The organism is Pseudomonas sp. 3JA, from assembly GCF_036961705.1.
Taxonomy (GTDB): domain Bacteria; phylum Pseudomonadota; class Gammaproteobacteria; order Pseudomonadales; family Pseudomonadaceae; genus Aquipseudomonas; species Aquipseudomonas fluorescens_Q.
The window spans coordinates 69,648-90,891 of the sequence record NZ_JBAMDJ010000008.1 but is presented as its reverse complement, the minus strand read 5'-3'; the positions used below and the strand labels follow the sequence as shown (position 1 = coordinate 90,891).

The following is a 21,244-nucleotide window of genomic DNA, read 5'->3' as shown; positions in this document are numbered from 1 at the left end:
CGACCGGGATGCCTCGCCTGTTCACCGCCGCTTGCGTGACGCCAGCCGGATCCAGGTGGGCGCGTGGTCGCTGGGGTGGGGTTGGTTCCGGACCCAGGCGTCCACGCCGGCCTCGCTCAGGTACGCGCTGGCCGCCGGGTTGAGTAGCAGGTGATCGATGCGCAGCCCGGAGTTTTTCTGCCAGTGCTGACGGAAATAGTCCCAGAAAGTGTAGACCCGCTCATCGGGATACAGGTGGCGCAACGAATCGGTCCAGCCCTGGTCCAGCAGTCGCTGGTAGCACGCGCGGCTTTCTGGCTGCAACAGCGCATCCTTGAGCCAGGAGCGCGGGTTGTAAATGTCCATGTCGGTGGGAACCACGTTGTAGTCACCGGCCAGCACCACAGGGTGATCGCTGGCCTGCAACCCTTGGGCGTAGTCGATCAGCCGTTCGAACCACGCCAATTTGTAGTCGAACTTGGGACCCGGCTGTGGATTGCCATTGGGCAGGTACAGGCAGCCCACCAGTACGCCATGCACCGCCGCCTCCAGATAGCGACTATGGCTGTCGTCATCCCCACCAGGCAGGCCTCGGCGGCTCTCCAGCGGCTGCGCGTCACGGGCCAGGATCGCGACGCCGTTCCAGGATGCCTGCCCATGCCAGATCGCCCCGTACCCCACCGACTCCAGTTCCGCCGCCGGGAAATCATTGTCCACGGCCTTGAGCTCCTGCAAACAGGCAATGTCGGGTTTTTCCCGCTCCAGCCATTCCAGCAGATTGGGCAGCCGGGCCCGGATGCCATTGATATTGAAGGTCGCGATCCGAAGGTTTTTCATAGTGCCAGAACTCGAAATGCCCAGTCACAGTTGTGACCGACAACCGGACTGGGTGGTTGCAACAGGTTTTCAGGAACCCGTTTTCGGCAGGGGCAGGCCACTCTCCAATAAGCGTGCAAAGGCTTGCTTGTCGATCGGCCGGCTGAGGAAATAACCCTGCACCTCGTGGCACTGGTCCGAGCCCAGTGAGCCGAGCTGGGCCAGGGTTTCCACGCCCTCGGCAGTCACCGTCAGCCCCATGGCCTTGCCCAGGTTGATGATCGCCTGCACCACGGCGCGGTCATTGCTGCTGTTGCTCATCGAAGCAATGAAGCGCTTGTCGATCTTGATGCCATCGAATGGATAGGTGCGCAGATAACCGAGGGACGAATAACCGGTACCGAAATCGTCCATGTTCAAGCGCACGCCCAGTTCCTTCAGGGCATTCATGACCTGCAGAGCGCCATCAACGTCGTTGAGCATCACGTTTTCAGTGATCTCCAGTTCCAGGCGACTCGCCGGGAAACGGGTTTCGATCAACACCTGTCGCACATCCTCCACCACATCGCTGCGCTCGAACTGCGCCGGTGACAGATTCACCGAAACCATCAATTCTCCCGGCCAGGTCAGTGCGGTTTCGCAGGCCTCGCGCAATACCCATCGCGAAAGCGGGACAATCAGGTCGGTTTGCTCGGCCAATGGAATAAAGGCGTCGGGGCTCAACAAGCCTTGGGTCGGATGCTGCCAGCGCACCAACGCCTCGACCGCCACGATCTCCCGACCATCGACGGTGTAGCGCGGCTGGAAATGCAGGACGAATTCGTTTTTCTTCACCGCCTGGCGCAGGTCGCTCTCCAGTTGGCGACGATGCTGGATCTGATCGTTCATCTGCGAAGCGAAATAGCACCAGGTTTTCTTGCCCTCGGACTTGGCCTGGTACAAGGCAATATCGGCGCAGCGGATCAGTTCTCCGGGTATATAACCCTGGCGGCGGCTGACAGCGATGCCAATGCTCGCGCCGATGTGCAACGAATGGGTTTCGTAGAGGATCGGCTGCTGCAGACTGTCGATCAGCCGCTCACAGAATCGATCGATCTCAGTGGTGTGCTCCATCCCATTGAGCACTACGACGAACTCGTCCCCTCCCAGGCGCGCCACCAGGTCTTGCTCGCGGGTGCAGTCGCGCAGTCGCTGGGCCACTTCCAGCAACACCGCGTCGCCGGCCGGGTGGCCGAGAGAGTCGTTGATCGGCTTGAAGTTGTCCAGGTCGACCATCAGCAAGGTCAGCGGCGCGGAATGCTCCTTGGCCACCAGCGCATCATCGAGGTGTCGCGCCAGCTTGTTACGGTTTGGCAGGCCGGTCAGTGCATCATGCATCGACAGGTGCTGGACCTGGGCATGGGCCGCCACTTCATCGGTGATGTCACTGGCGGTGCCGCGATAGCCCACCACCTCAGCCTTGTTAAAGATCGGGCGTGCCGAGACACGGCAGAAACGCAACTGCCCGGAATGATCACGGTAGGAACAGCGCAAGTTGCTGGCGTTCTGCTCCTCCGTCAACTTGCCCAGCCAGAGGGCAATCGGCGTGGTGTCGCAATACAGCAGTTGTTCGATGTCCTGCCCCAGCCATTGCTGATCGGAAAACCCGGTGACCGTATTGAAACGCCCCGACAGATAAGTGATGCGTTGCTGCCCGTCGATTTCCCAAATCCAGTCGGAAGCCGCCTCGGCCACGGCCCGGAAGCGCTCTTCGCTGGCCTCCAGGGCATGCGCCGACTGTTCCAGCCTGTCGTAACTGGCGTCCACATGCCGTGCCGTGCGCAACGCATAGCGAGAAAAGTAAGCGGTCAGCAGTGCCAGAATCAGCAACGCGCCACCCAGCGGCGGCAACAGGGACCAGAGCAATTGCTGGCCCGGCCGCTCCAGGCGAGACACCAGGCTGAAACCGGTACTGTCCAGCGGCACGGCCGGCTGGCCAGGCTCAAGCTCGATGTCTTTCTTGAGATTCAAGTCGGTGAGGCCATAACTCTTGCCCAACTTGCGCAGCTTGACCGGCGTCAGTTGGTCGACGAACAGCAAGACCGAGGTGCCTTTGGACTCGACCTGGGGTCGTTCGTCGTTGGGCAGGATCACCGAAGCCGTCATGATGGCCGGCCAGCCCTCGAACAAGGTGTAGCGAGTCATGGACATCGTCAGGTCGGGCTGCGCCTGGAGCTGGTCGACCAGGTCCGTCAGCGATGCATTCATATACATCGCGGCATCACCTTGGACATTGCGCCCGCGCACCACGGCATATTTGGTGCGTTGCCGATCAACGACAAACACACCCTCGTATTCATCATTGGTGAACAGGGTTTTGCCCATGTTCTGTTCGGCGTAGGCCCATTGCACATCGACTTCACCGTTGAGGCGCTCGTAGCCCGTGGTCCAGTAGGCATAGCTGGCAATGTAGTTTTTCGAAGCGGTGATGCGATTCTCGAGGGCACGCTCGATATAGAAATGCGTCTTGCGCACATCCTCCGCGTCCAGCTTTTGCGCAATATTGAACAACGCGGCAACCGCCACCAGAACGCCCAGGACAAAAAGTGCCCCGACCGCCACGACCAGGCGACGGGTAATCGGTGTGTGACGCGCAGTGCTTGAAGGGGTATCGGCAGCGGAATCCATTGATCTGCTCCTGTCCTGTCAACGCTGGCTCCGATCGAGAACGGTGAGGATCCGCGCCAGTCATGCTCCCAACCTTAGCACCCGCTGCCTGATCATTTGGCGAGCCCACGGTTTTTTGCGAAAGAACCTACACACCTCGTCTATGGCACCAGCGCAATGTCTGAACAATGGACCGTGGCACGTTGCCGATGATTCCAACCGATCTCAACGATCCGAGCGCGCCAGCGTATCGAACCCACCTTCCGTCGATAGCACCGCCACACGGTTGCGGCCGCTGTGCTTGGCCTGGTAAAGCGCCGCATCGGCCCGCTGGATGAAGACTTCGATGCTGTCCAGGCTGCTGGGCACAAAGGCATAGCAGCCCAGGCTCACCGTGAGGTAACCGGTCGGAGAGCCGGAATGGATGATGTGCTTGTCGATGACGCTGCGGCGGATCTGTTCGGCCAACGCCATGGCCCCCGAAAGAGGGGTGTCGGGCAACAAAACCGCAAACTCTTCGCCGCCATACCGCACCGCCAGATCGGCCTTGCGATGGCAACAGTCCTTGAGCACCTTGGCCACTTCCGCCAGGCAATGATCCCCGGCCACGTGCCCATAGGCGTCGTTGTAGCGCTTGAAGAAATCGATATCGAGCATGATCAGGCCCAAGGGACTGCGCTGACGGGCGCCCCGCCCGAATTCGACGTCCAAGGCCCGTTCGAACAGACGCCGGTTCGCCAGCCCGGTGAGGCTGTCATGGGTGGCAATCAGCTCCAACGCTTCCTGAGCCTTGCGCAAGTCAGCCTCGATCCGTTCGCTGTTACGTACCTGGCGCACGAATACCCAGCCGAACAAGCAAATGCCCAGCACCACCAGGCCGACAATCAGACTGGATTGGAAAGCCCTGTCATGCCATCCCGACAGGATCGCGTCTTCGGACACCGCGGCACTGACCACCAGCGGATAAGCCTGTAAATGTTGGTGCCCATACAGCCTGACGACGCCATCGATGGCTGATCGGATGATTGCATCGCTGGCCATCACGCTTGCCGCGTCATGCTTGAAGATATTCTCTTCACCCAGCGGATGACCGATTCGCGCCTGATCGAAAGGGCGACGCGCCAACAGTGTCCCGTCAGACAAGGCCAGGGCCATCTCGCCTTGATCATCCAGATTGAAGCTCCTGAAAAATCGGTCGAAGTACGACATTTTGATGCCGGCCATCAACACGCCTTGGAAGTTGCCATCCTGATCGTTCAAACGCCGGGAAACGGGAATGATCCACTCGCCGTTTTGCCGGCTGCGGATCGCCGGGCTGATATGAGCGATCAAGGAGGCATTCTGTTCGTGGAAAGTAAAATACTCCCGATCCGCCACCCCTGCGCCCCTGTGCAGGTTGTCAAAAGAGGTCACCACCCAGTGGCCGTGCTTGTCGAACAGGAACAGGCCATGCAATTGCTCAAGCGATTGCACACGTCGGGCAAAGGTTTGCTGCAAGCGCGGCTGTACGGCGGGACCATAGCCATCGATCTGGATCCAATCCGCCAGGCTGGCCAACACCAGATCAGCTTGGAGAAAGGTGTCCTGGGCCTGCTGGGCCATGGCCCGGGTAAGCGTCGCCGAAGCGACGCGGGCCGACTCCAGATCGTGGCTGCGGGACTGTTCCAGCTGCAGGTAAAGCAAACCGCACAAGCACAGGCACACCGCCGCGATAAACGTCACCGCTGCCTTGAGCAACGGCAGGCGCTTCAAGGCACCGCCAGGGGCATGGAAAGGATCGAGAATAGGGATAGGCAAGCGAATTCCTGAAGGGGGCAAAACATGAGCGAATTCGCTCAAAGCCCCCAATATTCGTGAGCTTAGCCTACCGCTTGTGAGGCGGCAATTTGCCCGTGCAGCAGAGCCGATGGGTGGCTGCAGTGGATCCAAAAAACCGCCTGCCAGCCGATAAAAATGCCCTCTTCAGAACGAAGAAATTCCCTGTGGCCAGGTTTGTGACTCTCACCGTACCGGGGGCACCCGGATCTCCCCGGCCCGGCATTGTGTCCTGACGCCCCTGCCACACGCGGCGAACGCCAGGTCCTTGTCCATGCACACTCGCACTTCCGACAATTGAGGTCCGCTGCAAATCACCGCAATGCCGTCGGGCGCAATGCCTGGATTGCTTTGACGGAACAGCCGGATGATTTCATCAGCCTCGAAATAATACGAGGAGTTGAACGGTTGCAGCTGCGGTGGGATTTTCACCGCGCCCAAGGCTTTGTCGGCAACCTCCAGGTAGCCCATGGCACCCAGGCCACTGCAAGTGCCGTGCTTGGACCATTCATGCGCCATCAACTTGCGGGTGGGAAACAAGGTCAGGCCCTTCTGCTGCTCCGCCGCCGTCAACGGCACCTGGGGCGCACAGGATTGCGGCCAGCCGCCCCGGGTGTATTGCGGCCAGAGGCCATGGAGCACAAAGCCGTAGCCCTTGCCGGAACACTGCGCATCCTTCTGGTGAGTCAGGCAGAACGTCGGCGACCAGGACAGCGCCAGCAAGTAGTAATCGAATACCCCGGCCACGGATTGCGCCCGTGCATTGCCGGATTCGCGGGCATTGGCCGCGCCCATGGAACCCAGTGCCAGTACGATCAGCACGACAATGGCAAGACGTTGTTTCATTGACCCACTCCTTGGGGCGATTGTGCGAAAGCAAGATGATCGGGCGATGATTGTTTCAACCTTGTGTTTCAAATCTCTGAAGGGCTGTTTTTTTACAAGCAAACCTTGCCGGGGGCTATCTAAATTGCGTAACGCCCCATAACGTAGATCGCCTTTGACTTTTACGTGCCCCGTCGCCCATGAGCAAATCGACCCGAACCGATGACGAACGGCCCCTGACCCGACCCGACGCCGTCAGCCTGCGCGTGGCCTTCTGGTTCTGGCTCAAACTAGGCTTCATCAGCTTCGGCGGCCCTGCGGGGCAGATCTCGATCATGCACCAGGAGTTGGTGGAGCGCCGACGCTGGATTTCCGAACGACGATTCCTGCATGCCCTCAATTACTGCATGTTGTTGCCGGGGCCAGAAGCCCAGCAACTGGCCACGTACATGGGCTGGCTGATGCACCGCAGTTGGGGCGGGATCATCGCCGGGGCATTGTTCGTACTGCCTTCGCTATTCATCCTCATCACCTTGTCCTGGTTGTATGTCGCCTTTGGCGAAGTGCCGGTGGTAGCGGGCATTTTCTACGGCATCAAGCCAGCGGTTACGGCAATCGTGGTGCATGCCGCCCACCGGATCGGCTCCCGCGCGCTCAAGAACAACTGGCTGTGGGCGATCGCTGCGGCGTCGTTCACGGCGATATTCGCCTTCAACGTGCCCTTCCCGCTGATCGTGCTGGGTGCCGCCGTCATCGGTTACCTGGGAGGGCGCTGGGTACCGGAAAAATTCAGCCTGGGCGGCCACGATGACAAGCACCAATCCTTCGGCCCGGCATTGATCGACGATGACACCCCGCCCCCGGACCACGTCCGGTTCAGCGCTTTCAGGCTCGCCCGGCTGGCGATCATCGGTGCCCTGCTGTGGGCGTTGCCAATGGGCCTGCTGACCGCGGTGTTCGGCTGGGAAGGCACGCTGACGCAAATGGCCTGGTTTTTCACCAAGGCTGCATTGTTGACGTTCGGCGGTGCCTATGCGGTTTTGCCCTACGTGTACCAGGGTGCCGTCGGACACTTCGGCTGGCTGACGCCGACACAAATGATCGACGGCCTGGCCCTGGGCGAAACCACGCCCGGGCCGCTGATCATGGTCGTGGCCTTCGTCGGTTTCGTCGGAGGCTACGTGATGCAAGTGTTCGGTCCCGAACAGGCGTTTCTCGCCGGGGCCGTCGCGGCCACGCTGGTGACCTGGTTCACGTTCCTGCCCTCATTCCTGTTCATCCTGGCCGGCGGCCCGTTGGTGGAGTCGACGCACAACGCGCTGAAATTCACCGCGCCGCTGACTGCGATTACCGCGGCGGTGGTCGGGGTGATCCTCAACCTGGCGTGCTTCTTCGGTTACCACGTACTTTGGCCCAATGGTTTTGCAGGTGCCCTGGACTGGCCGTCGGCAATCATCGCAATCGCAGCGGCCGTTGCGCTGTTTCGCTACAAGCTGGGGGTGATCCAGGTGTTGATCGCGTGCGGGCTGGCTGGGCTGGCGGTGCACTTGCTGCGCTAGACGAGACGTTTGCCCAGGTAGGTCGCCGAAGCCGGGCACAAGGTTTTGAATTGGGCCGTCGCACCGATCGAAGCAGGCGCCAGCGATCGGTCCCGCGCCTGATAGCCCTGGCCGGTAAAAAACGCGGCGGCACTGTCAGTCAGCAGATGGAGCTGCTCTACACCCTCACGTTTTGCAAACGCCTCGATAGCGGCCAACACCGCCGCGCCAACGCCCTTCCCCCGCTGCCCCTCGAGGACAACCAGCGAGCGCAGCAACCGGTCAGCCCCCTCCCCCTCGATGCCACCAAACGCCACAACAACATCTTGGTCGCTGAAGCTGAAGAACTGTCGACCGGGATACGCCAGATCGTCGATGGGTAGACCGGCCAGGGTGAGCGCATCGCGCAAAGGTCCCAGGTCGTTGTTGCTCAGAGCTGTCATGCGCATAGTGGGGGCTCGGTCCTGTGTCCTGTCCTGATCATCGGGGCATTCCCGAATTTGGTTACAACTCACGGGGTGAATCGGAAGATGAAGTTCAATAGGATTGCTCGAAAGTAAGCCACTGGCGTACATCAGCAACGATTTTTATTGAAACTCCAATTTTTACCCGTCGGGTCAAAGAACTGATGGATGACGATGATTTCGCTGTCCTACAGAAAATATGGGTCCGTAATCCTTCCGCTGGCGATGTAATGGAAGCCACTGGAGGGATCCGAAAGATCCGCATCGCAGCCAAAGGCCATGGCAAACGGGGTGGGGCCAGGGTGATCTACTACCACTTCGTCCATGCCTCGCGGATCGCGCTGTTGATGATATACCCGAAAAATGAACAGCAAGATTTGACTGTCGATCAACGCAAAGCATTAAAAATGATTGTCGAGCACTGGAGATAACCATGAGCAAATTTTTCGATGAGCTGATGGCAAGCGTAGAACAGATGGATGAAATCGTCCGAGGCGAACGCCAGCCGTCCCGGGAATTCATCGTCGACGCGTTGCAAGTGAAAGAAATACGCAAGGCTACCGGCCTGACCCAAGCCAAATTCGCAGCACTGATCGACGTCCAATTGGGCACGCTTCGCAATTGGGAGCAAGGACGACGCGAGCCAACCGGCCCCGCTAAAGCGCTGCTGCGAGCGATTCATAATGATCCGAAACACGTGATCAGCGCCTTGGCAGTTTAAGTGTTACCGAATCTTAGTCACCGCTTACATGTCGTGAAGGCGCTTGCTCCCCACACCACCCCATGACCCAGCGCAAATGAACACCCCAGCCCATCAGCTAAGCTCAATCTATCATCACGACAGGGAATCGACATGAGCAAGGCAGACGAGCTAGCGGCCAAACTGAGGAAAACCCAGCAAACCCGCGCGGATACCGACAATTGCGCCGACCTGGCGATCGAACACTGGCCCGCCCAGGTCTACGAACTGTATCGCCAGATCGAAATCTGGCTGGCGCCCGTGTGCGAGGCGGGCCTGGACATTCGGCGCAACCCCACCCATGTATTTGAAAGTCATTCCAGCGGTTCGACGTACAGCTACGCCATCGATCAGCTGGTGATCGAAGGCAATCATCACCGCATTTCATTCGACCCCATTGCACGTTTCTCGTCCAAGGGAGAGGGATGTATTGAAGTTCATATGAAGGGGCAGGAACACTGCATCGTGCGCAAACTTGGCGAACATGGTGAATCGCTCTGGCATATCCAGGCACTGCGCCTGAGCGGACAACCGCATCCTGAACCCGCCCTGCTGGACGAGGACACCTTGCTCGCGCTGGTAGAGCAAGGCCTGGGGCTTTAACGCAAATGGGCGACCCTTGAGGTCGCCCTTTCAACTGTATTTACACCAGGTCATCCTCGACTGACGGATATTTATCTCAACCCACCGTGCTGTAGGGCGTTGCTTGTGTAGTCGATGAAGATTCCCGAACCGCTGACCGAGCAGCCAGCACCGCAAGAACAGCGGCAACGCCCAACACCGCCGCACTGGTTTCGAAGGTCGCGCGATAGCCACTCAGGTCGAACAGAAGGCCGCCCACTGTCGCGCCCGCGGCGATGGCGAGCTGGACGATCGCCACCATCAGACCGCCGCCGGCTTCGGCATCTTCCGGTAGCGTTCGCGAAAGCCAGGTCCACCAACCTACGGGCGCCGCCGTGGCCACCAGGCCCCAAAGGCCGAGCAGGAAGGTCGCGATCGTTACCGACCCGCCGAACCCCACCAGGGCAATGGCAATTGCCGCCATCAACAGCGGGATGACGATGAGCGTCCGATAGAGGTTGTTTTTCAAGCAGACCCCGATCAGAAAGGTGCCCAGCAGACCCGCCACACCGATCACCAGCAGGATGAAGGACAGCATGGAAACACTCACCTGTGTCACCGTTTCAAGGAACGGACGCAGGTAGGTGAACAACATGAACTGGCCCATGAAAAATGTGCTGACCGCCAGCATGCCCAGCGCGACCGGTGCCCGGGTCATCAACTTGAAGACATTGGTGCCGCCCCGCTTCGCCTGCGAAGGCATGGAGGGCAGGCGTAACAGCAGCCAGACCAGGGCGATGGCGGCGACGGGTACGATACAGAAAAACGCGCCACGCCAACCGATGATCGCCCCCAGGAAACTGCCCAGCGGCGCAGCGACCACCGTCGCCAAGGCATTGCCGCCATTGACGATGGCCAGAGCCTGCGGAACCTGATCGTCCGGCACGAGCCGCATGGCCGTGGCCGCCGACAACGACCAGAAGCCGCCAATCGCCACGCCGATCAACGCGCGACCGAGCATGAATACCGGGTAATTCGGCGCGAACGCCACCACGGTGCCTGAAACGATCATCAGCAATGTCAGCCCCAGGAGAAGCCATTTGCGATCGACCTGGGCGGCAATCGAGGCGATGAACAGGCTGGTGATCAGGGCAAAGGCGCCAGAGACGGCAATGCCTTGGCCGGCCTGCCCTTCGCTGACGTGAAGATCGGCCGCTACCGGCGTCAGCAAGCTGACCGGCATGAACTCCGAAGCAACCAGCACGAACGCGGCGAGCGACATGGCAAGTACCGCGCCCCAGGCGGGCGGGTCTTGTGACAATGGGTTATCGGTCATTGAATGACAATCCTGTATTGCTTGATGGATCTGTGGGAGCGAGCTCGCTCGCGATGACGGCGGCACATCCAACACCACCGCCTCAGGCAGACTGCTAACGCGAGCAATCCGTTGACGCGTCTATCAGCCGGTCGAAGTCGCGTTATCGACCGCGAAGCGATACTCGACGTCGCCCTGGAAGACGCCTTGGTGAATTGAGTGAGGGAGTATTTTCAGCGCTCGATCCGGCCGGCCGTTAACGCATTACGCTGAGATGCTTGCCTGATCCTATGAGTTCTTCCGTCGCGTATAGGCAGCGCTTCGTTTAGCACGTTAATGTTCTGCCTATAGCGCTTGAGCCGAGATGACACCCGGAGCCGACATGGCCGCCCAACGCAGATCCGTACAAGAGACATTGACCGCCGTCATTAGCGCCTGGACACCACACCCGGGCGACTTCGAAACGCCCATTCCCGGCCTCGCCTTCTTCCGGCGCGAAGCCCCGGCGCCGCCGGTGATTTGCATGATCGAACCGAGCATCGTGCTGGTGGCCCAGGGCGAGAAGCAGGTGTGGATCGGTGGCGAAGCCTATGGCTACGACACCGGGCGGTTCCTCATGACCTCCCTCGACATCCCGGCCAATTCCGAGGTGATGCAGGCCCGCCCGGAACAACCCTGTCTGGGCCTGGTCCTGAGGCTCGACTTGCGCATGGTGGCCGATCTGATCGCCCAAGGCAGCCTGTCGCCGCCGCGTGATCGAGCGGTCGGGATCGGCGCGGGAATCGGCACCGCGACGCCAGACTTGCTGGCGCCATTCGCACGCCTGCTGGGGTTACTGGATGAACCCGATGCGATCCCCATACTGGCGCCGTTGATCCAGCGTGAGATTCACTACCGGCTGCTGCTCAGCGACCAGGCTGCCCGACTGCGGCAGATCGTTTCGGTCGATAGCCAGGGTTACCGGATCGCCAAGGCCATCGACTGGTTGAAATTGAACTACACCGAACCCGTGCGCGTAGACGACCTCGCGGCGCGGGTGCAAATGAGTGCGCCGACGTTTCACCACCACTTCCGTCAGCTCACGGCGATGAGCCCACTGCAATACCAGAAGTGGCTGCGGTTGAACGAAGCAAAACGCTTGATGCTCAATGAACACGTGGACGTGGCGAGTGCGGCCTTCAAGGTGGGCTATGAAAGCCCTTCCCAGTTCAGCCGCGAATACGCCCGTTTGTTTGGTGTGCCGCCCAAGCGGGACATTGCGGCGTTGCGCGGGCCGGCCAACCACACCAAGGTGGTTTGATAGATTCAGGTTTGACTCATTATGGCCTGACTCATTGTGGCCTGACTCATTGTGGCCTGACTCATTGTGGCCTGACTCATTGTGGCCTGACTCATTGTGGCGAGGGAGCTTGCTCCCGCTGGGCTGCGTAGCAGCCCCTTTTGTGAGCGCTTCGCACTCAAGCGGGAGCAAGCTCCCTCGCCACAAGAGCCAAATTTCAACCGTCAGATAGCAGCAACATCCTTCGACGTTTTCAGAACGCTCATCGGCTTGTCAGCCCTCTGCGCCAACGCAACGCACCTCAACGCCAGAATCATCGTCGGATCAACCAGCGCCACCCTGTGCCCATTGATATCGAACGCATCGCAATGCGCCAGCACCAGCGGCAACTCCGTACACCCCAGGATCAACACCCCGGCCCCCAGCTCACACAGATGCTCGGCCGCCAGCAACAGTTGCTCTTTGCAGAGCCCTTGTGTGAAGCCAGCCTTGATACCCCGCGGTCCGTAGATGGCGTCCATGACCATCGCCTGGTAATCGACACCTGGCGTGAGGACCTGGAGCCCGGCATGGCGCGCCGCCTGGTGATAGACCTGGCTCTGCACCGTACCGGAAGTCGCCAGCAGGCCAATCGCCTTGCCCGAACCATAGGTCCGCGCGATCCACTCCACCGTCTCACTCAACATGTTCACGATGGGCACCCTCAGGTGGGCCTGGATCCGCTCGACGAAGGCATGGGCGGTGTTGCAGGGAATCGCAATGGCATTGGCGCCGGCACTTTCGAGGCGTTTGCAGGTGGCATACATCGCCATCGTCGGGTCGGTTTCATCACGCAGCAGGCTGGCCGTCCGATCCGGTATCTGCGGGTTTTGCTCGACCACCATCTTGATGTGGTCCTGGTCCTTTCCCGCCGGGGTATTGGCCACCACCTTGGCCATGAAGTCCACTGTGGCGGCAGGCCCGACGCCTCCCACGATGCCCAGCTTGAAAGGTGGGCGCCTGGGCTGCTGGTCCAGCGTCGCGAAGTCGGCGTAGATCTCATTGATGTCCAGCACGGTGATCCCGCGACGCTGTAAATCGGCACAAACCAGGGACAGCTCGGTCATGCCGGGCAGCATCACCGTCGCACCCTGGGCCTGCAATGAGAGACACGCCCGATAGACCGCCTCAAGCGGCACGCCTTCGAGATGACCGTCCTTGATGCCGTTGAGGCCGTACATCGCCTCCATCAACCCCACTTGAGCGTCTGCGTCGGGGTAAACAATCCGAAAGTCTTTCCCGAAATATCGCTCGAACAATCCGCAATGACGCACGAAGTCGGAGGCGATCACCCCCAACGTCGCCTGGGGCGGCACCGTGTGGCTGACGTGCTGGGTCAAGGCGGCCATCATGTCCAGCACGGGAATGCCCAGTTCCTCCTCGATTTCAGCGCGAAAGGTATGGCTGGCGAAGCATGGGAGCATCACCGCATCGAAGCCACTGTCCTCGAACGACTTGCACACCTGGAACACATAAAACTTGCGCGACGTCATGCTCGCGCCCTGGTCCAGCGGCAGCAGCACGTCCTTGAACGGGTGCTGTTCGAACAGGAAATGGTAGCGCCCCTGATCCTCGAGCACCGCCCGGGACTTGACCAACTTGAAGAACAGATCGCCCCCGGCCAGAGACCCAAGCCCACCGACGATGCCCAACTTGCGCACCACAGAAGCCTTGTGACTCGACTTCGCTTTAGCCTTCATGAACGTATCCTCAAGCCACCGGCACCGGCTCGGATCGCGACCGAACCGGGGCACCTGCGCCCTCGTCCTCGTCCTCGTCGGCCTCTTCGTGGGGTTCGGACTTGGCGACAACCGCCGTCGCAATGCTGTTACCCACCACGTTGGTGGCGGTACGGGCCATGTCGAGGAACTGGTCGATGCCGATGATCAACAGCAGCCCCGCCTCGGGAAGATTGAACATCGGCAACGTGGCCGCGACCACAACCACCGAAGCCCGCGCGACACCGGCCATGCCCTTGCTGGTGATCATCAGTGTCAGAAGAATCAGCATCTGCTGCGTGAAACTCAAATCAATGTTGTAGGCCTGGGCGATGAACAGGATGGCGAACGCCTGATACATCATGGAACCATCGAGGTTGAACGAGTAACCGAGGGGCAACACGAAACTGGACACGCGTTTGGGCGCACCAAATTTCTCCAGTGCCTCGATGGTCTTCGGGTAGGCGGACTCGCTGCTGGCGGTGGAAAAGGCCAGGAGAATCGGTTCGCGGATGAGCTTGCCGAGGTGGAAAACCGAGCGACCAAGGAACAGGTAACCGGCACCGAACAGCAGCGCCCAGAGAATCAGGATTCCCAGGTAAAACTCGGCAATCAGCTTGCCGTAATCCACCAGCAGGCCAAGCCCCTGGGTGGTAATGGCCGAGGCGATGGCGGCAAACACCCCAATCGGCGCGAAGGCCATCACGTAGTCGGTGATCTTGAACATCACCTTCGCCAGCTCTTCGATGCAATCGGTGATCCGGGTGTAACCCGCCCGTTTCACGCCGGCCAGTGCAAAGCCGAAGAACAGCGAAAACACCACGATTTGCAGGATCTCGTTGTTGGCCATCGCTTCGGCAATGCTGCGCGGAAACACATGACCGATGAACGCCTTGAGACTGAAGTCGCCGGTGTTGACCGGCACGGCCGCTGTTGCGTGCTGGGCCACGTCCATGTTCAGCCCGGCACCGGGTTGAAACAGGTTGACCAGCCCCATGCCGATCAGCAGCGAGACGACCGAGGCGGTGACAAACCAGGCCATCGCCCGAGCCCCGATCCTGCCGACGGAACGGGAATTACCCATGCTAGCGATACCACCGACCAGCGTTGCAAAAACCAGCGGCGCGATGATCATCTTGATCATGCGCAGGAAAATATCAGTGACCATCGAGAAGTAACTGGCGATCTCTTTGGCACTTTGCTCGCTCCCTGCGAAATGGTGACACGCCCAACCAACAAGTACGCCCAGGGCAATGCCCATGGCAATTCGACGTGGGAGCTTATTCTTCTTCACGGAGCTGTCCTCAAGTAGTTCTTGGAGTTTTTTTACTTGGCAGGATCGATTCTAAGGAGCCGATTCGCAGAGATGATGAGTAATCCAGCTAACCCCATGCGCTTTTGGAATAGTTAGCGAAAGGCCGCGCTATGCCGGGAGATTGCGCAGTAAAATCGCGCTCTCACAGGGGGAGTTTCTCGATATGCAACTCAAATGGCTGGATGATCTTCAGGCGATTGGCGAATGGAAAAACTTCTCCCGCGCCGCCGAGGTTCGTTGCGTGACACAATCGGCCTTGTCCCGGCGTATCCGCTCACTCGAGGAATGGGTGGGCGTCAAGCTGGTGGACCGGGGCACCTACCCTGTCCAACTCACCCCCGCGGGAGTCACCTTCTGCGATGAAAGCCGAGAGGCCCTCGCCGGACTACTGAGGTTGCGCTCGACGCTGCGCGACGTGGAACGAATGCCCGGACGCTCGATCCAGATCACCGCCGGCCACAGCCTGTCGATGACCTTCCTGCCCAAGTGGCTCTCGCAGTTCCAGCAACACAACGAACAGTTCAACGCCCGGGTGGTGGCCGCCAATATTCATGACGCCGTCATTGCACTGGAGGAAGGCAGTTGCGACTTGATGATGGTCTATCACCATCCGCTTGCCCCCATCCTGCTGGACCCCGAGCGTTTTGGCAGCCTGGTGCTCGGCCACGATGCGTTCATCCCCTTGTGCGCGCCCAACCGCAAGGGCGAACCGCTGTTCCGCCTGCCCGGCCGCGCCGGCAAACCGGTGCCTTACCTGGCCTACACGGCAACGACGTTCCTGGGGCGCGTCGCGGACATCGTCATCAACAACGGCCCTGAACCGATCACCCTGGAACGCTGTTATGAAGCGGACATGGCGATGCTACTGATGCGCATGGCCATCGAGGGCTACGGCGTGGCCTGGCTGCCGCAGAGTGCAGTGGCCGACGAGTTGGAGCGTGGACTGTTGGTGCGGGCCGGTAACGAGCAATGGAGCACGCGATTGGAGATTCGCTCGTACTGTGCGATTGCCAATCGCAACCCAACGATGCGTAAGCTGTGGAAAACCCTGGAAGGCGCTTCGCTGCAGCGGCCGGGCAACGCACCCACTGCGCCAGAAGGTGCGAACTGATCGGTGGAGGCTACGCGTTCAAGCCGATCCAGCCGTGGATGCCCACGTAGAGACCGACGCCGATGATCAATACACTGGACAAGTAAGGTGCCCGGCGAGCAACGGTGCCCAGCCAAGGCCAGCGATTGGAAGCCTGTCGTGCACCAATGGCCGCCGCAGCCCCCACGGTCACCAAGGTAATCGCCAGGCCGATGCTGAAGCACAGGACGAGCAAGCCACCCAGCGCGACCTCTTTGACTTGCAAGCACAGCAGCAGCACGGTAATGGCCGCGGGGCAAGGAATGAGCCCGCCCGTCAGGCCGAACACGATGATCTGGCCGGTGGTGACCTGCCGATTGGTGAAGCGTTTACGGATATCGTTGGCATGTGCCTGCTCGTGGGCATCCTGATAGCCCTCCAGCGACAGCGCCAGGCCTTTGGGTTCGGGATGCCCGTGGTCATGTTCGTGGTGGTGGTGATCGTGATCGTGATCGTGATCGTGATCGTGATGATGGTGGTCATGTCCCTGTTGGAACCTGAACATCCGCTCGCCACGCCAGGTACGCCACAGCATCCACAGCGCGATGGCAACGATCAGCGCAGCGGATGCCAGTTGGAAATAAGGCTCGGTGGTTTCAGCGTCCAACTCCTGGCCCAGGTACATGCCGCCGATGGCGACCAGCCACACCACGACGGTGTGGGACAGCGTCGCCGCCAGGCCTAGCAACACTGCCTGTTTGACCGAGCCCCGAATCGCCACGATAAACGCCGCCATCATGGTTTTCGAATGACCAGGCTCCAGGCCATGCAAGGCGCCCAGCAAGATAGCGCTGGGGAAATACAGCCAGGCGTGCGTGCCACCCTGTTGCAGCAATTCAGCAAAATTGGGCATGTCAGGCCTAGAGGTACTTGGTGATTTGTTTGAAGGCTTCCAGCGGCGCGCGCTCGCCTTTATTCAACGACGAAACGGTGTCCTCCAGGCAGTGATCGATGTGATCCTGGATCAACGTCCGCTTGGCTTGGCACACCGCTTTCTCCACCGCATGCAACTGCTGGGCGATATCGACGCACTCACGGCCCTCTTCGATCATCGTGATAATGCTGCGCAAATGACCGTCCGCGCGCTTGAGACGTTTGATGATCGCCGCATGGCTTTGGTGGGGATGTTCGTGGTCGTGCTCAGTCATGGTTTGAGCCTTGGGTTTCGATGAATTTACCCTCGCCATCCTATCCCCCCAGGGGGGATATAAGCAAACCCATCGAAACGCTGACAAAACTGTGGGAGCGAGCTTGCTCGCGATGACAGCGCACATCCAACATCCTCACCAACTGACCCACCGCTATCGCGAGTAGGCTCGCTCCCACAGACTGCACAGGGTGGATGAGCAAGACAGTGCAGGCGACCTCGTGAGGTCGCCCACTTCCCTTACGACGCCAAGACCTGCGCCTGCAATCGCCGCCCAATCACATCCAGCAAATCACACCCATCGCGCAGGGGGATCGCTAGCACTTGGGCGAAATCATGAAGTATCACGGCGTCCGTACTAATGTCAGAACGCATGGCGAGGTTTTCCAGCAACTGAGTGACAGCGGCGATGCGGTAAGCGGCGGTGTCGTGCAGCACGTCCAACGGTGCTTCTGTGTCGATCAAGAGCGCGTGGAAATTGTTTTCGATACCGGTGATGGGCATGTAACGGGACATGAGGGGTTACTCCTGCGGGAATGGGAGGTCAGTGCTGGGTTGAAGATAGGGATGCCACTGATGAAGGACCGAATCCGGGGTCGGAATTCGTAGATTGAGCAGGAGGTGGGAATTGATGTAATGGAACACAGGTTGGATGAGGTTGAGATGATGCGTGCCTTGCGAACACAGTTTTAAAGCAATAGCTGTACCTTTTTTCATTGAACGATCTCAGGATTAATTGAAAAAATCCCAGGTATTAGGGCTTCCACACCCTGCCGCTGAATTTGCAGCGACGGATGAAACTTAGCGCACGAGGTGATTGGGTGGACAGTCAGCGGGGAGCGACACAACTTGAGGGAAATTTCCGATGGGGGTGTCCGGCGATGGATTGGGCTGCGCAGCTAGGGGCGACAAGAACAAATCTCGAAACGAATGAGCGCCCAACGGCCTTCACCCGAGTCGCAAATAGGCCATGCCAACGGGATGGGCTATAATCCGCCCACCAGCGCGATTTGAGGTCCAGCCCATGGGCAATGTCAGCCTTGAAACCAAAAAGGCCTATGCCGCCAGGACGCGTAGATCCAACTACGCGGCCAGCCTCCGCCTGGAAGGTTTTAAAACGACCTTCGCGGACGGCGAACGCAAAATGCCAACGCGTGAAGAGGTCTTGAAGGCCTTCACCCAGACCAGAACCTGATGGCTGACAAATATGGAGTCGGCGAGGACGCTTATTGCTATCCCGGCTCCACGGTCCTTCGCAACAAACTCGATATCCGTGACGAACCGACCCTAAGCGAAGCCGAACAACAGCTCTCGGCCATCGCAGCGGACAACGTCGAATTCAGCCCTCCTCCCTACAGCCTGGCCTACCTTCAGAACATTCATCGAATCCTCTTTTCAGACCTGTTCGAATGGGCCGGCGAGTTGCGCACCGTTGGCATGTCCAAACAAACCACCCGCTTTTGCCAACCCCAGTACATGCAAGCGGAAGCCAACAAGATCTTCATGAGCATGGCGACGGCCAACTGGTTCGAGGGCATGGAGCGGGCTGAGCTGATCGTCGCCGTTGCAGAGGCCTATTCCGACATCAACGTCGTACACCCCTTCCGCGAAGGCAACGGTCGTGCGCAACGCATCCTGTTTGAACACCTCATCATGAATGCCGGGTTTGAAATCAGTTGGTGGGGGATTGAGAAGGACGAGTGGATCTTTGCCAATATTGCGGCTTATAACGGCGTCATGGAGCCTATGGAGCAGGTTTTTGAGAAATGTATCGGGCAGGCGATTCAAGCTTGACCGTACAACGTTATTCCCTCGCTCACCGCCTTACGGTTTATTTCGCCAAGTGATACAGTCGCCGCCAATCAACATCTGCTGAAGCACTGAAAATGTACAGGACGAGATCTTTCCCACCCAACAAAAAAGGTCGCGACTTTGTGGTGGGCGACATTCACGGGCATTTCAAACTTCTAACAGCAGCCTTGAACAAACTAGCCTTCAACACTGAGCTGGATCGCATCTTTTCCGTGGGAGACCTTATCGACCGCGGCCCCGATTCCATGGACGTATTGAACTGGCTTGAAAAGCCGTGGTTCCATGCCGTGCGCGGCAATCATGAACAGATGCTTATTGACTGCATTTCCGGCCATGGTGACATACCCCGACATATCCGAAACGGTGGTGCCTGGCTCTACGAGTTACAACCAACCGTCCAGCAGGAGCTTTTAAAAGCCATGCAGGCACTGCCATTAATTATTGAAATCAATTCAGCAAACGATCAAACAATTGGAATAGTCCATGCCGAAGTTCCTGTCATCAGGAACAATGATGGCTGGCAGGAAGCTAAAGACGCTATCACTGGAAGTTCTGGGGAGCCACATCAGCGGCACGCCTTGAAAACAGCGCTATATGCAAGAGAAAAAATCGAGCAACAAGACCACACTTCCATCAAAGGAATAGACCGGCTCTATGTTGGACACTCAACAGTACCCAGTGTTATACGCCTGGGCAACGTCGTTTATATCGACACAGGCTGCTCATTTTCCGACGGTGCATTGAGCTTGGTAGACATCCAAACCGAAACCATAATCAACATGAGCATGAGCATGAGCATGAGCCAGTGAGAATGGGGCAGTCTCATTTACTTTGATTCTCGGTGTGAGATCAACGTCATGCTATTACCCGCAGAAATGTACCCTCGACGGCGGCGTCTGTGAGGCTTTTCAGATCTACGCAAGAGGGAAACAATTCACGTCGAGACACACCTTGCGACGGCCTGCTGATTCAAGCGCTCGGTCAACGGTGTAAGATGCCCGAAAACGTCCACCATCGAGGCTGCCATGTCCGGCATATCCCTGAATCTGCCCGAAGACCTATCAAACTCCCTCGCCGATCTGGCCAAGACCAACGGCCAAAGTGCGAGCTACCTAGCGATGGACGTTCTTCGCGACTACATCGAACATGAAAAAGCGCTGACCACACAGATCGAACTTGCGGTAAAGGAAGCTGACCAAGGCAAATTCGCTTCCGATGACCAAGTGGCAGCGATGCGTGCCCGGCACTGGAATCAAAACAGACGCGAGAATGGGCAGTCCCAAACGGGTCTTATCTGATTCCGTATAGCGTAGACGGTGATCCCCTCCAAATCCTGAAAAAGTGGACGGATTTATTATACCGTTACCGAGACAAAGCTAATCAGCAGGCAGCAAAAAGCCGCCTCATCGACGGCTAATTATTTTTGCGAATAATATTTGGCGACTAAGCCTTCAATTCTTCGGGTGTATGCGTTTTGAGCCAATCAGCCAAGGCGGCGTTCATCCGCGTTTGCCAGCCCGGGCCAGAAGCTCTGAATCTCTCCAGCACGTCAGCATCGAAACGAACATTGACGTGCTCTTTAGTGGCTACCGACTTGGGTCGACCACGCTTTGGCTTGAGCATTTCCTTTGCCTGAGCTTTGCCAAACAACCCAACAAGCACCTCGCTGGCTGGTTTGGCCTTGGCAAAGTCTTCGGTCGACCATTCGGGGTTTGCCGTATCGACCCTCTCAGGACTGGGTTTCTTGGTCATAATTTTTGACCTCCCGTTTGTTGGCTTTACGAAAGCTGATGATGTGGACCGCGTCACCCCGTGGGGTAAACACTACGACATGCAGCCGATCCCCTATGTACCCCATCGCCCGATAACGACACTCGCCGTAGTCGAATCGATCATCTTCCAGGATCAATGCTGTAGACCATTCAAAGTCCCGCACGAGGGCAAACGGAAGTCCACGTTCTTCGATGTTGCGAGCGTCTTTGGCTGGGTCATAGGTAATCTGCATGCAATTATCGTAGCCACAATAAATCGTTAACACAAGGTCTGCTTAGAAACCCTAAACCGAGCAAGCGCTCTTTCTGGTTGTCACGGAAGATTGAGGGCCAGG

Annotated in this window: 24 protein-coding genes; 10 read left to right on the top strand and 14 right to left on the bottom strand. The window is 58.7% G+C overall.

All coding sequences use genetic code 11. The features are described 5' to 3' along the window. Nucleotides 1–21: 21 nt before the first annotated feature. The 4 genes from xth to V7773_RS08515 form a co-directional block, all read right to left on the bottom strand. Nucleotides 22–816, bottom strand: coding sequence for an exodeoxyribonuclease III (gene xth, locus V7773_RS08530; RefSeq protein ID WP_063322144.1), 795 nt, complete (start codon nt 814–816; stop codon nt 22–24). Between the two features lie 69 nt (nt 817–885). Beyond that, on the bottom strand, nt 886–3,462 hold the full coding sequence (locus tag V7773_RS08525; RefSeq protein WP_336073010.1) for a bifunctional diguanylate cyclase/phosphodiesterase: 2,577 nt from the start codon (nt 3,460–3,462) through the stop codon (nt 886–888). A gap of 204 nt (nt 3,463–3,666) precedes the next feature. Further along, entirely contained in the window at nt 3,667–5,238 is a 1,572-nt protein-coding gene (locus tag V7773_RS08520; RefSeq protein ID WP_336073009.1) for a sensor domain-containing diguanylate cyclase, read from the bottom strand. Nucleotides 5,239–5,442: 204 nt separating this feature from the next. Further along, on the bottom strand, nt 5,443–6,102 hold the full coding sequence (locus V7773_RS08515) for a ribonuclease T2 (protein WP_336073008.1): 660 nt from the start codon (nt 6,100–6,102) through the stop codon (nt 5,443–5,445). Between the two features lie 179 nt (nt 6,103–6,281). Between V7773_RS08515 and chrA the strand changes: the two genes are divergently transcribed. Then, a complete protein-coding gene (gene chrA, locus V7773_RS08510) occupies nt 6,282–7,640 on the top strand; it encodes a chromate efflux transporter (protein WP_336073007.1) in 1,359 nt (452 codons plus the stop codon). On the opposite strand, the gene arsN2 is transcribed toward chrA, so the two are convergent. Then, nucleotides 7,637–8,068, bottom strand: coding sequence for an arsenic resistance N-acetyltransferase ArsN2 (arsN2, locus tag V7773_RS08505; RefSeq protein WP_336073006.1), 432 nt, complete (start codon nt 8,066–8,068; stop codon nt 7,637–7,639). The genes chrA and arsN2 overlap by 4 nt on opposite strands. Nucleotides 8,069–8,247: 179 nt before the next feature. On the opposite strand from arsN2, the gene V7773_RS08500 reads away from it, so the two are divergent. The 3 genes from V7773_RS08500 to V7773_RS08490 all read left to right on the top strand — a co-directional run bounded on the left by V7773_RS08500 (nt 8,248) and on the right by V7773_RS08490 (nt 9,425). Continuing rightward, nucleotides 8,248–8,514 (top strand): type II toxin-antitoxin system RelE/ParE family toxin, encoded by a 267-nt coding sequence (locus V7773_RS08500; protein WP_336073005.1) that lies wholly within the window; start codon nt 8,248–8,250, stop codon nt 8,512–8,514. A 2-nt stretch (nt 8,515–8,516) separates the two neighbouring features. Next, the gene (gene nadS, locus V7773_RS08495; protein ID WP_336073004.1) at nt 8,517–8,804 is read left to right on the top strand and encodes a NadS family protein; all 288 of its coding nucleotides are present in this window, start codon (nt 8,517–8,519) and stop codon (nt 8,802–8,804) included. Nucleotides 8,805–8,936: 132 nt separating this feature from the next. After that, nucleotides 8,937–9,425, top strand: coding sequence for a hypothetical protein (locus V7773_RS08490; RefSeq protein ID WP_336073003.1), 489 nt, complete (start codon nt 8,937–8,939; stop codon nt 9,423–9,425). A 76-nt stretch (nt 9,426–9,501) separates the two neighbouring features. Here V7773_RS08490 and V7773_RS08485 read toward each other — a convergent pair whose 3' ends face one another. Then, complete coding sequence (locus tag V7773_RS08485; protein WP_336073002.1) at nt 9,502–10,719, bottom strand: MFS transporter; 1,218 nt, start codon at nt 10,717–10,719, stop codon at nt 9,502–9,504. 361 nt (nt 10,720–11,080) lie between these two features. Here V7773_RS08485 and V7773_RS08480 point away from each other — a divergent pair, with 361 nt between their 5' ends. Further along, on the top strand, nt 11,081–11,998 hold the full coding sequence (locus tag V7773_RS08480; protein WP_336073001.1) for an AraC family transcriptional regulator: 918 nt from the start codon (nt 11,081–11,083) through the stop codon (nt 11,996–11,998). Nucleotides 11,999–12,003: 5 nt separating this feature from the next. Here V7773_RS08480 and V7773_RS30405 read toward each other — a convergent pair whose 3' ends face one another. The 3 genes from V7773_RS30405 to V7773_RS08470 form a co-directional block, all read right to left on the bottom strand. Then, nucleotides 12,004–12,063 carry a hypothetical protein gene (locus tag V7773_RS30405; protein WP_442963463.1) on the bottom strand — a complete coding sequence of 20 codons (60 nt, stop codon included), beginning with the start codon at nt 12,061–12,063 and terminating at the stop codon, nt 12,004–12,006. Nucleotides 12,064–12,201: 138 nt separating this feature from the next. Then, nucleotides 12,202–13,716, bottom strand: a complete 1,515-nt coding sequence (locus V7773_RS08475) for an amino acid racemase (RefSeq protein ID WP_336073000.1) — start codon at nt 13,714–13,716, stop codon at nt 12,202–12,204. A gap of 10 nt (nt 13,717–13,726) precedes the next feature. Next, a complete protein-coding gene (locus tag V7773_RS08470) occupies nt 13,727–15,028 on the bottom strand; it encodes a dicarboxylate/amino acid:cation symporter (protein WP_336072999.1) in 1,302 nt (433 codons plus the stop codon). A gap of 184 nt (nt 15,029–15,212) precedes the next feature. On the opposite strand from V7773_RS08470, the gene V7773_RS08465 reads away from it, so the two are divergent. Next, nucleotides 15,213–16,160 (top strand): LysR substrate-binding domain-containing protein, encoded by a 948-nt coding sequence (locus V7773_RS08465; protein ID WP_336072998.1) that lies wholly within the window; start codon nt 15,213–15,215, stop codon nt 16,158–16,160. Between the two features lie 10 nt (nt 16,161–16,170). Here V7773_RS08465 and V7773_RS08460 read toward each other — a convergent pair whose 3' ends face one another. The 3 genes from V7773_RS08460 to V7773_RS08450 form a co-directional block, all read right to left on the bottom strand. Beyond that, complete coding sequence (locus V7773_RS08460) at nt 16,171–17,031, bottom strand: nickel/cobalt efflux protein RcnA (RefSeq protein ID WP_336072996.1); 861 nt, start codon at nt 17,029–17,031, stop codon at nt 16,171–16,173. Nucleotides 17,032–17,038: 7 nt separating this feature from the next. Further along, nucleotides 17,039–17,326 (bottom strand): metal-sensing transcriptional repressor, encoded by a 288-nt coding sequence (locus V7773_RS08455; protein WP_053183374.1) that lies wholly within the window; start codon nt 17,324–17,326, stop codon nt 17,039–17,041. A 239-nt stretch (nt 17,327–17,565) separates the two neighbouring features. Continuing rightward, the gene (locus tag V7773_RS08450; RefSeq protein WP_013692639.1) at nt 17,566–17,841 is read right to left on the bottom strand and encodes a hypothetical protein; all 276 of its coding nucleotides are present in this window, start codon (nt 17,839–17,841) and stop codon (nt 17,566–17,568) included. Between the two features lie 508 nt (nt 17,842–18,349). Here V7773_RS08450 and V7773_RS08445 point away from each other — a divergent pair. The 4 genes from V7773_RS08445 (at nt 18,350) to V7773_RS08430 (ending at nt 20,435) form a co-directional block, all read left to right on the top strand. After that, a complete protein-coding gene (locus tag V7773_RS08445; protein ID WP_003199786.1) occupies nt 18,350–18,520 on the top strand; it encodes a YhfG family protein in 171 nt (56 codons plus the stop codon). Continuing rightward, the gene (locus tag V7773_RS08440) at nt 18,520–19,119 is read left to right on the top strand and encodes a putative adenosine monophosphate-protein transferase Fic (protein ID WP_336072993.1); all 600 of its coding nucleotides are present in this window, start codon (nt 18,520–18,522) and stop codon (nt 19,117–19,119) included. Before V7773_RS08445 ends, V7773_RS08440 begins: the two co-directional genes overlap by 1 nt. Nucleotides 19,120–19,262: 143 nt before the next feature. Beyond that, the gene (locus tag V7773_RS08435; RefSeq protein ID WP_336072992.1) at nt 19,263–19,946 is read left to right on the top strand and encodes a metallophosphoesterase; all 684 of its coding nucleotides are present in this window, start codon (nt 19,263–19,265) and stop codon (nt 19,944–19,946) included. Between the two features lie 216 nt (nt 19,947–20,162). Beyond that, nucleotides 20,163–20,435: a CopG family ribbon-helix-helix protein gene (locus V7773_RS08430; protein WP_336072991.1), complete on the top strand. Its 273-nt coding sequence runs from the start codon at nt 20,163–20,165 to the stop codon at nt 20,433–20,435. A 145-nt stretch (nt 20,436–20,580) separates the two neighbouring features. Here V7773_RS08430 and V7773_RS08425 read toward each other — a convergent pair whose 3' ends face one another. Beyond that, on the bottom strand, nt 20,581–20,889 hold the full coding sequence (locus V7773_RS08425; RefSeq protein ID WP_072346527.1) for a BrnA antitoxin family protein: 309 nt from the start codon (nt 20,887–20,889) through the stop codon (nt 20,581–20,583). After that, nucleotides 20,867–21,142 (bottom strand): BrnT family toxin, encoded by a 276-nt coding sequence (locus V7773_RS08420; protein ID WP_072346525.1) that lies wholly within the window; start codon nt 21,140–21,142, stop codon nt 20,867–20,869. Before V7773_RS08420 ends, V7773_RS08425 begins: the two co-directional genes overlap by 23 nt. Between the last annotated feature and the right edge of the window lie 102 nt (nt 21,143–21,244).

Coding starts and splice junctions, on each gene's coding strand:
- xth (WP_063322144.1), bottom strand. CDS start 816: ATGAAAAACCTTCGGATCGCGACCTTCAATATCAATGGCATCCGGGCC.
- V7773_RS08525 (WP_336073010.1), bottom strand. CDS start 3,462: ATGGATTCCGCTGCCGATACCCCTTCAAGCACTGCGCGTCACACACCG.
- V7773_RS08515 (WP_336073008.1), bottom strand. CDS start 6,102: ATGAAACAACGTCTTGCCATTGTCGTGCTGATCGTACTGGCACTGGGT.
- chrA (WP_336073007.1), top strand. CDS start 6,282: ATGAGCAAATCGACCCGAACCGATGACGAACGGCCCCTGACCCGACCC.
- arsN2 (WP_336073006.1), bottom strand. CDS start 8,068: ATGCGCATGACAGCTCTGAGCAACAACGACCTGGGACCTTTGCGCGAT.
- V7773_RS08500 (WP_336073005.1), top strand. CDS start 8,248: ATGGATGACGATGATTTCGCTGTCCTACAGAAAATATGGGTCCGTAAT.
- nadS (WP_336073004.1), top strand. CDS start 8,517: ATGAGCAAATTTTTCGATGAGCTGATGGCAAGCGTAGAACAGATGGAT.
- V7773_RS08490 (WP_336073003.1), top strand. CDS start 8,937: ATGAGCAAGGCAGACGAGCTAGCGGCCAAACTGAGGAAAACCCAGCAA.
- V7773_RS08485 (WP_336073002.1), bottom strand. CDS start 10,719: ATGACCGATAACCCATTGTCACAAGACCCGCCCGCCTGGGGCGCGGTA.
- V7773_RS08480 (WP_336073001.1), top strand. CDS start 11,081: ATGGCCGCCCAACGCAGATCCGTACAAGAGACATTGACCGCCGTCATT.
- V7773_RS08475 (WP_336073000.1), bottom strand. CDS start 13,716: ATGAAGGCTAAAGCGAAGTCGAGTCACAAGGCTTCTGTGGTGCGCAAG.
- V7773_RS08465 (WP_336072998.1), top strand. CDS start 15,213: ATGCAACTCAAATGGCTGGATGATCTTCAGGCGATTGGCGAATGGAAA.
- V7773_RS08460 (WP_336072996.1), bottom strand. CDS start 17,031: ATGCCCAATTTTGCTGAATTGCTGCAACAGGGTGGCACGCACGCCTGG.
- V7773_RS08455 (WP_053183374.1), bottom strand. CDS start 17,326: ATGACTGAGCACGACCACGAACATCCCCACCAAAGCCATGCGGCGATC.
- V7773_RS08450 (WP_013692639.1), bottom strand. CDS start 17,841: ATGTCCCGTTACATGCCCATCACCGGTATCGAAAACAATTTCCACGCG.
- V7773_RS08445 (WP_003199786.1), top strand. CDS start 18,350: ATGGGCAATGTCAGCCTTGAAACCAAAAAGGCCTATGCCGCCAGGACG.
- V7773_RS08440 (WP_336072993.1), top strand. CDS start 18,520: ATGGCTGACAAATATGGAGTCGGCGAGGACGCTTATTGCTATCCCGGC.
- V7773_RS08430 (WP_336072991.1), top strand. CDS start 20,163: ATGTCCGGCATATCCCTGAATCTGCCCGAAGACCTATCAAACTCCCTC.
- V7773_RS08425 (WP_072346527.1), bottom strand. CDS start 20,889: ATGACCAAGAAACCCAGTCCTGAGAGGGTCGATACGGCAAACCCCGAA.
- V7773_RS08420 (WP_072346525.1), bottom strand. CDS start 21,142: ATGCAGATTACCTATGACCCAGCCAAAGACGCTCGCAACATCGAAGAA.